The following is an 11392-nucleotide window of genomic DNA, read 5'->3' on the forward strand; positions in this document are numbered from 1 at the left end:
TGTGTTATTTGGGATTTAATGAAGTTGCTCGATGCGGAAATGTGCTCAAAATGGTCGTTGTCGAGTAATCGCTCGAAATGACTTGGGTTGAAAAATGTGCGAATAAAACACACATGAGAGTTTCGCACTCATGTGTGAACGAAATTTATCATCAACACAAACACAAAATGCTCAAATTGACCTTAGTTCAAGATTGCTCGAATTGATTTGAGTTTGTGTTTTTGATTGATTGTTCTGTTGTTTGGTTTGGTCTCGTTTTTGAGCAGACTTTCTCTACTTATTATGTTTTCGCTCGAAGTACAACTGTTAAATTTATTTTTTCTCTGGTCTTATGTAGAGATTTTTAAAATGACTTATGAGGGTTCATATGAACTTGTGATGAAAATTTTAAAATTTGTTTTAAACCTTTAAAAATTTATCAGAAGCAGGATTTTTTATGTCCCAAACCCCCTTTCATTAAAATTAAGAAACTCAAAATTACTAGTTTTATTTCCTAGAGCCGGTAAAATATCTACCAAACAAAAAGAAGGTGACGTTTTTATCGTCACCTCCTCCCTAAAAACTTATTCTATTAAATCCCGTGAAAACTGCTTGTACTTCTTTACTATTGTATGAACTTCTGATACGTTAGAAAACAACTCAACATGAATACTGTCAAGTACATTCGCTACTCTATACACTACCACGTCTACAGGCAAATCACGCTGTTTGAACCAATTATCAATTTCTTCAAACATTTGTTCCAGTAACTTAAATTGTTCTTGACTAAAATCCCAAGGGTCTAAATCATAGAAATACCCCTCACTCTCATTCAGGTATTGTCAAAAGTTTATCCTCCACACTCACGGTTTTCCCTTGAGTTTCAACGGTTGAACGAAAAAAAGCTTGCCACCCCCATTGTTTTCGGCCATCATTGAGGTAACGACACCCAACAGCCAAAACAAAGGAGTGACAAGCTTTGTTACCTCAATTATTAGCCTATTTGCTCGAAATTATCAAGACCCAATATCAAATCATTGTGTATTTAATGGGTGTGATATTGGGGAAATCCTTGCATCTCGAGGACTGGGACGAACCCATCCAAAAGCCGTACCGGAAACTTCAGGTCGATGACCTTCCGATCATCGATGTGCCGGAAACCCTTGATTACCGGAAGCTGTTGGCAGACTATGAAGCCCAGCACAGACGTCCTTTACGGCCCATCCAGCGCCGCGCGAATGCGAAACACCGTGTGCCGGATTCGTTGACCTGCCCTCGCTGCCAGGCTCCCTCTTCTTACCTGTACGCCAATAACGGCGGAAAAGGGCAATACCAATGCAAAGTGTGCCAATGCCGGTTCAACCACCGAAATCGGTTCACCAAGCAAGCGGTCTTTCGTTGTCCGCACTGCAAAAAGACGTTGGAAAAAATCAAGGAGCGCAAGGAATACAACATCTATAAGTGCAAGAACAACGATTGCCCGTTTTACCAGGCCAACCTTCGCCGGATGACGAAGAAAGAGCGCCAACAGTTTCAACAGAATCCTCAAGCCTTCAAGGTGCGGTATTTGTTTCGGGAGTTCTTGTTTGACTTTCTCCCGTTGGCTTCCTCGTCGCTCATCAAGCCGAAGGTCGATTTGTCCCGGCTGGCTGCGTCGCCGCACGTGTTGGGGCTCGTGTTGACGTACTACGTCAACTTTGGGATGTCCTCGAGGGAAACCGCCGCCGCCCTGAAGGACATCCATGGCGTCTCGATCTCTCATCAGACGGTGCTCAACTACGCCAACAGCGTCGCGCTTTGGATCAAGCCCTTTGTCGACCGATTTCCGTATGAGCTGTCCGGTTCGTTCTGTGGGGACGAGACATATATTCGTGTGAAGGGCCGTTGGCATTACCTATTCTTTATGTTCGACGCGGTGAAAAAGATCGTGCTGTCCTATCGCGTCTCGCCCAACCGGGACACGCTCTCGGCCATCAAGGCGATCAATGATGTCCTCAGGAAGCTGCCGTCCCTTCCAGACGACTTGTCGTTCGTCGTGGATGGCAACCCGATTTACCTGTTGGCGCAACACTTCTTTGCCCAGCACGGGATTTCGTTTGACGTCCGCCAGGTAATCGGCCTGACCAACGAAGATCCGGTCTCGGAAGAATTTCGCCCTCTCAAGCAGATCATCGAGCGATTCAACCGGACCTTTAAAGGCAACTACCGCCCGACCCATGGGTTTGGCGCCGAGGAAGGCTCGGTGTCCTTTGTGACGCTGTTTGTGGCGTATTTTAACTTTCTGCGCCCGCATAGCGCGCTCGAAGGCCGGGTGCCGGTCGTCATCCCGGAGCTCGCCGAGCTGCCGCATATGCCGGCCCGGTGGACGAAGCTGATCGCCATGGCTCAGGACTTCCTTCAAAACGAGGCAGCCTAACTTTTTTGTCCTCCAGAGCCCGTTGAACAGAACTCCTGCCGGATTCGGCGAAGCGAACCCTTGACCAACCGAACACCGCCAAAGGTAAAATTCGGTAAAGGCAAGGGCGGCTTTCCTATTGCCTTCTTTTTTGTCCCCGTCGCCCTTGACGACTCTTCCGCACCTTTGGCGGGTGTTGGTCAAGGGCGAATCCGGCTCTCTGCATGCCCCACGATGCTCAATGGGATGGTCTGTGTGGAGTTTTCATAGAACTTTTGACGCTACCCTCATTCACTTCAGGAACTACCTCCGCTACCCAAGGGAATCGCTTTATTAATACTTCCCTCGATAATTCAGCCATTTTACCACCTCGCTCCATTAGATATTAAATTTATTCCGTTCTACTTTAACTCTGAATAATTAGTTAATAAAGAAAAAAGATGCCGTTTTTCGGCATCTTTTCATAACTTTAATTATGGTACTTTTAACAAGCTAGTGCATTGCATGACTTATAGCATCAACAATGAAATTCGCTATATACACTATATTCTTGAGCTATCAAAGGTAATTTTTTCAACTATTAAAACTGATTACTGAAATGTGTCAAGAACACTCACGTTACCTACTACGAAAGACTTCTCATGCTTTCCGCCAAAAGGTTTAACTTGAGATGAATCGTATTCCATGAACGAATCTATTAATCTAAATGTTAATTTCGTGTAACCAATGTATCCTTTGCTAAAGAACTCGTTTTTATTGATCGGTGTTTCTAAATTAGGAACCTGCATAGGAACTTTATCAGTGTATAAATATGAAGGCAACTCGAACGAGTTAGTGTATTCTCTTACTACGAGAATTATAGTGTCCTCCGCATACCATCCCTTACCTGTTGCAAGATCCTTCGTACCACGAACCGCGTTTATCAAATCTGCCACTTTTTGCTCCGTTAATTTGGCACCTGTACCATTTTCAAATGTGTTGAAAATGTTTTGACCTACTGGTGTTGAAATATGCATTTTCGCTAGTGCCTCTTTTAAACCTTGTGGCAAACTGTTTAAATCATAATTGCCGTCAACTGCTACCAATTTACCCCCTCGAACAAGCAATGTGTGCTCTACAACATTACGGGATTTCTGTTTCAACTTAATCGCTTTTTTCTTACCACCATACTCAACACCGTTGATTTTTAACTTACCTTCTGCATTGAGTGTTACTTCCCAAGTTCCATCCGATTTCTTCGTTGCATAACGACTCAAGAACTCTTCGTTTATCTTATCAGTCGAATAAGTTGTTGACGGATTCCATGCGTTTTTGAGCGATGTTGCCCCGATGTCTAATGCAAATGTTTTTAACTCTAACTGACCTTTTGTTTGGAAGTTTGTAGTGATTGCTGAACCTTTATAAAGAACACCCTTGCCATTAGCTCCTAATCTACTTGCAAGAGCTTTTGCATTCGCATCTGTTGCTACCGACATACCGGTTACAGAAGGTTTGATGTCTACATTCACGAATTGTGCTACATTGTAGTGAACTGGTTGTACTTGTCTCATTTTATCTCCTGCTACAAATGTTACTGATGTGTTCCCGTTAACATCATCATATACCATCGGAATCTCTGGATTGATGTTTAGTACTTGCTTATCTTGTTTCACTTCCGTATATTTACCATTCACTGAAGTTACAACATCTTTAAACTTTTTAGGTGCTTGATTAGCTTTCGGAATGTGTCTTTTGAAATTAACTGTCACATCATAATCAGCTGTCTTTGCACTACTTGTTGCTTGTCCACTCCACGTATAAGGAACATAATAACCTGATGAAATTAATTTGCCATCCTTATCGTAAGTAGATGGCACCCATCTATAACGTGTCTCGCTATAACCATAAGATGCATAAGGGCTTCTTACCCCATATTTAAACATATAATTCTTCACTACCAATGGTTTGTTTTCTACTACACCTTTATCTGTTACACCAATCCGACCATCAAATAAACTATACGGATTTACCCAAGATGCTAATTTTACATTGCCAACAGAACTGTTATCTTTTACTGCTAATAAATCACCTGCTAAATTAAATGCTGCCACCGTGTCATAAGCCGATAAATATTTAATTGTTGTGTCATTAAATAATTTTGCCTTGCTGTAAGCCCATTTCACATTGCTTAAATCTGGATCAATTAAACTAAAGTTTACATCACCAGTAGGAGATAAAACGGGATTTATAAACGTCTCAGAAGGTAACGTTAATGAGAAAATCGCTTTTGCTACACTATTTTTCGAAATATCCTCGAAATACTTCGATAATCTCCACTCTGGTACATCATGACTCGATGCCGATACGTTTGTATCTTCAACTGCTTTTACATATAGCGTTAATCGCGCATTTGAAAATACATCTTTACCTTTCTCTTTAACACCTTCGTATTTGTTCTCTACTGATGAGATATTATCACCATCTCCACCAAGATATGCGTGTAGATAAACTGGTTCTGGTGTGTCCCAACCAAGCATGATTTCCCAAGTGTTTGGATTATTCAATGAGATGTATCCATCTTCACCTTTAGATGCCTTTGTTAAAGTAGATTTATTGATATTTTCATTGTCACGTTTATCTACTAACGTGAATTTTGCTTTTTCTTCTTGAAGAATTTGATATGTCTTACCGTTATAAACAAATGTCATACTACCTTTAATTATTTTGGAATAATCAGAAGTTAAATCACCTAGAAACTTATTATCACTCTCTGACCAACCTTTTACTGGTGTCCGGAAACCACCTTTTCTTGCGCCTGTTTTATCTACTATCGATACATCTAACATCACGTCTATTTTCGGTGCTTTAGTGTGGTCTTCAAGATAAATATAACCCCAAGGTTGGTACCCCCAACCACCAAATGGGTTCTTCGATACATCTGCTGTTAACGGTACGTTTTTACTCATTGGTTTTAACGTTCTCGCATAATTATCTCTAGCATACGTTCTGAACGTAAACGGTATATTACCATTCTCTTTATAAGGTGACCTTAGTCCATCTGCCTCCGTACTGGCTCCACCTTTTGTTACAGCTTCTGCTTCTCTATTTGCTGATAACTTCTTTAATTTGCTATCGGTAGGTCTAGCCTTTTTTCTAACCCATAAATACCAATCTGTCGCATCATGAATCGACATAAATGCATAATCCCTTGATAACGGACTCTCATTATCTTTTACACTGATCCCTACTAATGTTTGAGCAAAGAATACTACCTCTTTATTTCTGTATGCTTCGCGCATCATACGCTCAAACTTATCATACTGCTCACCTTTTAAGATTCCTCTGGCTTTAATTAACTCTAAATAACCATTAAACATATCTGACGCTGCTTTAGCATATGCGTCATTATCGTACCCCTCCATAGATAAAACATACCATTCTAACATATCCCTGAAAGACTCTCCTACAATTCCTGGTCCTGCTAACGTTCTGTTCGGATTTTTAGGGTCGATATTGTATAAAGCATTACCTACAATACTTACAAATGCGTTGTCGCTGTTTTTTGATACATCTGCATAAGATAAAGTCCTTTTCATTAACTCTTCACGACTTTGACCACCTGTACTGCCTTTATATAAAGGGTTTTTACCATATAATGTCTTAACTCTGCTACTTGAACCTTTATTCTCAAATGTTATTACACCTGAGCCCGTCTTTCTGAATAATCCATCTGATACCTTGTTTGGTGCCATGTAGAATAACAAATGATCATAGTTGAATTTGAATGGATCTTGAAGGTCTTGCTTACTCGATTCAGAATTCAATATCCCTACACCATTAGCCTTTAACTTATTTGGAATAAAACCTACTTGTACTACTGCTACTCGATCCGATGTCTGGAATGTTCCAGCAGGTGTACCACTTGTCGCTCCACCCTTCGCAGGTGGTGTCCCTCCGATATTAGTGTCCGATGCTACTACACTCAATGGTGCAAAAGATGAAAAAATCGATGTTAATAATGCACCAACTAATAAAATACTCATCAACTTTGTTTTAGGTGCGGAAATTTTGCCATTTTTCCTGTAAAACACATAACTGCCAATAGCCCCGATTAGCGATAGCATGAATAACACTAGCATGATATAAATATCATCTCCTGTATGAGGTGTTGATACAGTACCCCCAAACACAACTCCTACACCTAATACAACCTTTGTCTTAAAAGACTTTAGATCAATCGCTACTGTCGTTATTTTCCCAGTGTCATTATCCTTTAACATATACGATTCACCGGGTGCTACCGCAAAAACTTGACTGCTTTTACCCTTGTATGCTTTTTTCGAGATTTTATCTACATTGATTACACTAAAGTTGTAGTCTTTACCGTCTTTATCAACCTCTAAGACATATTTAGGTGAAAATACTATACCTAAAGATGCCGTACCGCCCTTTACTGTAACTGTTGAAGTCCTTAATTTCACATTTGCATATTTGGATTTAACAACTTCTACTTTATATGTCCCATCTGGAATACCATAAATCTTTTGCGTGTTCAAATTTACCGTTTGTGTGATCACTGTTTTCCCATTTGTTAATTTAATATCTGCTTCTGCCCACGATTTGCTTAAATCCGTGTTGCCTGACACTTCTGGTTTAAGATCAATTACCCCAAGCTCTTTTTTATGCTCAAATACTACCGAATACGTTAATACTCCAGTCTGCCCACCAGTCACTGCCGATACAGGCAACTCGATTAACGCTTTACCATTTATACCGCCCCTTACTACTCTGTCTTCCGATGACACCAAAAATTTCGGTGTTAATTTATCTCTGTCAACCCACACCATTCCTTTATCATCAGATACTAAAGACAAACTCCCTTTCTTATCAGATAACTTAATCTCAATATGAAACTTCTTAAGTGGTGCGCCTGACTCATCCACTAACGCTAAACCTACTTTATTATTGTCGGTGTAAAGAGCTCCTCCAATTGGACTTAATTTTGTACCAGTTAAATCTCTTATTGCTACCTCTTTACCTTCCTCCCCTTCATAATAATCAAAAGTCTTAATGCCGAATTTATAATACGTGTTTGGTTTCACATTGTATGCTTTTTCATCAACAAACTCGATGTACTTAAATACCTTATCTGCCTTGCGAGGAATCAAAGCGAACTCATCGCCTAATTTGTAACCCCTATGATTAAACATTAAGTGATATACACCTGACTCACGATCATAATTCTTACTGTTGGCTATCGCTGTACCAATTAATTTATTCTCCTTTACAGACCAAAGCTCTAATGTGAACTCTGGAATATATGTGCTCTCGGATTGCTCTGGTGTGTAGTAAATGTCTACATACAGCCCATCTTTTACAACTCTTCCTGACTTGTCCGTTACTACTTGATCTTTAACTTGTTCATCCTTTGGTTGAGAAGTAACTTGCTGATTTTCTGGTTGAGATTGTTGATTCTCTTGTTGAGGTGTAACTTGTTGATCCTCTGGTTGAGGCTGCTGATTTTCTTTCTGAGGTGTGACTTGCTGATTTCCTTCTTGAGAATTAACTGCATCCTGTCCCCCTTCTAAACCATTAGATGCTGACTGATCCGATATAATCTGATTATTTACTTCCGATGTTGTCGATACTCCTGAAGATTCAACTGTCACTGACTCTGTTCGCTGTTGCTCAGTTGCTTGGTTTTCTTGCACCGTAACAACCGAATCGCTATTCGCTAAAGCCACTGTCGAAACCGATGAAAATATTAATGATAATGCTAAAACTGAACTCGATACTTTTAACATTTTTATCCCTCCTAACTTTTTTGTATTGCTTGTAAAACTGATAATTGTTCTTCACTCCCTTTTATTCATTAGTGTGTACTCGTATATAAATAAACTAGATGCCCAAACTAGTCTTAAAATCGAACCCATGTCTTGAAAAATATAAAAAATATGAGGTTCGATGTTTTGATGCATCGAACCTCATGCTTGGATTACTTTACTTTATTTGACCATATGTGGGTTGAAAAATTATCTTAGCACCTTTCTTTAAAGAACCATTGAGGTCTACACGCAGGAAAGAACCTGCGCCCGGTTTGAACCAATGTCCCTCAATCTGTACTAACATATCTGCATGACCTGAACCTGCAATAATTAATGTGTTATATCCCATCGCATCCCATACTGCCGAATATACTTGCGCATGTGCATCACAATCACTTACTCTGCGAACTAAATTGTCATAGGCTGAACGAGGTTTCCCATCGCCTGGGTCAACTGTACCGCTTGCTAATGTACCTGCTAAAAATCCAGTCTTCCATGCCCTGATTACCCCTTCTTTACTTACACCTGCACTAACTAATTCTCCTATACTGCCTTGTGCTAAATACAATCCTACATTTCGCTCTGAACGGTCTCTCTTGTCACCATTAAATCTAGCTCCATCTAAATACTCTAAATAATACTTGTTCCTCGATTCGCCAAAAACAAGCTTGTCGTATTCCTTTGATATATGCTCTCTTACTATTTTCATCACTGTATCATACTCTTTTTGATTCCTACTAGCATATGTGTGACCACCGTACAATACCTTTATCCCGTCCACCGTCTGCGCTTTACTCGTGATCACCACTACCTTCGGTACAGATAACCACTCTACCGAAGAACCTAACGACACCTTCAAGAAATCAACTGGTATCATTGTTACCCCGTTCTTTATAAACATCTTTGCCGATAACTTTACCGACTTTCCATTTACATACGCAAAATCTTTCCCTCTCGGTAATTTAATCACTGTATTCCCTTTAGTTATGATTACCGTGTTCGTCTTTGTGTCAGATGTTACTTTCGCTCCTAACTTTTCATAAATATCTCTGAGTGGAACGAATACTATACCATTTTGCTCTATCGGCTGTTGCTTATAAAACTGCGGTATCCCGTCTATATACACCGATATCGGTGTTAACCTCTTTACAACCGTAAGCGATTCTACAAATTCATTCCCAACATCCAACGTAATATTATACGAAAGTCCAGATAATGTTGATTCTGCTAATACAAGTGTTTTATATAAATTATTGGTTGAAGTAAACTGATTTGCATTTACCTTATTCTCTATATCCTTCAAACTAGAATGTAACAATGATAATGTTGCCAAAGTCAAACCATTTTTCTTTAAAACATCTAACGCTAAGTTTACATTTGCTAAAAGTGTTGCATCATCTTGATATTTTTGAGTCACCTGCACTACTTGCGTTGGTGTTTGAGTAGACGAAGCCGCCTCAACCGTACCCCCTGAGATGCCTAACGCTCCCATTAATACAGTGCTGATTAATAAATTACTTATCACAAAACTAAACGATCGTTTTACACTCTTATTTGTACCCTTATTCCTCGTATAAACTGATGTCATGTGAACCTGAGTGTTTGTAGAAACAACTGAGTCTTTTTGATTTGGCTTCAAGGTGAACCGCCTCCTCTCTTATTAAAAATCAACTACGCATAATCGGTTGTAATTATTATGAATTAGGTTTCCATTCAACTCTTAAAATTCAGTTGTTTCTAGACGTTTATTAAATTTATGACTACTTAACTATCCGAGATAATCTCTCTTATTTCGTTCAAATCCCTCCCTTAAAAGTTAGTTAAGTGCATGATCAACCGCATCATCCATATAACTTTCTAATTTCTCTAAAACACCATACTCTTCAGCAACGGAATCACTCATTTGCTTTATAATAGCTTCGTTTAGCAATAAATATGAAGTAGGTTAATAAATATTTCTTAAATGTGATATTTTTCTAGTATTTTTAAAATTTATGACGAATAAATTACCTTCTAAAAATACTTAACTCCTTTTTTCTTTTTTATCTCACACTCCCCTAAAACATAAAATAAAATCCATCCCCGAAAGAATGGCTTTCACCTAATCTTATTATGCAGTATCATCCAAGCTCTATTTTGAACAAAAAATTCCCTATATACTGTCCGTCGTCTTACCACCACTTCTGCACCAGTTTACAAAATGTTCGCAATTATTAAAAACCAAATTATATCTTTTTTCACCCAACCTAGAAAATGCTCTACTGATAATCTCTTCTTTAGAGTAGGTAGCCACGCTATCAATAACTCTGATTTCACAATCTTTTTTAAAATCTTCTAAGCTATCTATCCTTACTTCACCTTCTGAATAATGAATTACCTGATTGTTACCAATATACAGACCATGATGAGTATAGCCTATTCCATACTCTATTCGTTTAGCTATTAAGTGGTCAGCCAACTCTAACTCAGAATCTCTTTTTAATTCTTTATATTCTTTTATATCTCGAAATATAAGCTTTGTATCGGGCACTGTTGTACTTTCGGGGATAGGATTGGACTTTATAAAGTTACCAATAGCTTGAGCAAGTCTGTCTGCTCCTTCAATCGCTTTACCCACAGTAGGATTATGTTCTTTTACAATATCTTTCATGTCTGTTCTAAATTTCTTCATATCTTGCCTTACACCAGACACAAATTCTTTATTTGCCTCATGCATTTCTTCAAAAAACCACTTAATATTTTTAAAAAACTCCATGTATTGTACCCCCTCCCAAACTTACTAATAAATTCCACTATATTTATACAATGTCCTTCTTCCACATTCCTGCCCGTTAATTAAAAATCAACATTATACGTTAACAACGAAGTGAAAAAATAAAAAAAAGCGACATCACTGTCGCTTTTGCTAGTATGTATATGGAGCATATCGGATTCGAACCGATGACCTCTTCGCTGCCAGCGAAGCGTTCTCCCACTGAACTAATGCCCCATTCTTATGACACTTTTCATTACGGACACTATTTATGTTATCATAAAAAACAGAAAAATATCAACTACAAAATGCACACCCATCCGTCATTTTACCCCACCCTTTTATAAAAATCATTTCTTGGATTGCCCGTCATGTTCACATAATAAATGCTATTTGCTATACTTTTGCTTGAATAAAACACGAAGCTGTTTTTCAAGGATTTTGGGCAGTGTAACTGACAAG

General features: G+C 39.0%; 4 protein-coding genes and 1 tRNA gene. 1 reads left to right on the plus strand and 4 read right to left on the minus strand.

Annotation, left to right across the window (positions count from 1 at the left end):
• Positions 1–958 precede the first annotated feature (958 nt).
• Entirely contained in the window at positions 959–2395 is a 1437-nt protein-coding gene (locus ACTVIM_RS14400) for a DDE-type integrase/transposase/recombinase (protein WP_445612449.1), read from the plus strand.
• A gap of 569 nt (positions 2396–2964) precedes the next feature.
• Here ACTVIM_RS14400 and ACTVIM_RS14405 read toward each other — a convergent pair.
• The 4 genes from ACTVIM_RS14405 to ACTVIM_RS14420 form a co-directional block, all read right to left on the minus strand.
• Positions 2965–8157, minus strand: a complete 5193-nt coding sequence (locus tag ACTVIM_RS14405) for a hypothetical protein (protein ID WP_445612987.1) — start codon at positions 8155–8157, stop codon at positions 2965–2967.
• Positions 8158–8353: 196 nt separating this feature from the next.
• A complete protein-coding gene (locus ACTVIM_RS14410) occupies positions 8354–9817 on the minus strand; it encodes a copper amine oxidase N-terminal domain-containing protein (protein ID WP_445612988.1) in 1464 nt (487 codons plus the stop codon).
• 513 nt (positions 9818–10330) lie between these two features.
• On the minus strand, positions 10331–10933 hold the full coding sequence (locus ACTVIM_RS14415; RefSeq protein ID WP_445612989.1) for a lecithin retinol acyltransferase family protein: 603 nt from the start codon (positions 10931–10933) through the stop codon (positions 10331–10333).
• Between the two features lie 162 nt (positions 10934–11095).
• Positions 11096–11167, minus strand: a tRNA-Ala gene (locus ACTVIM_RS14420).
• Positions 11168–11392: the final 225 nt, after the last annotated feature.

The organism is Geobacillus sp. YF-1 (assembly GCF_052692335.1).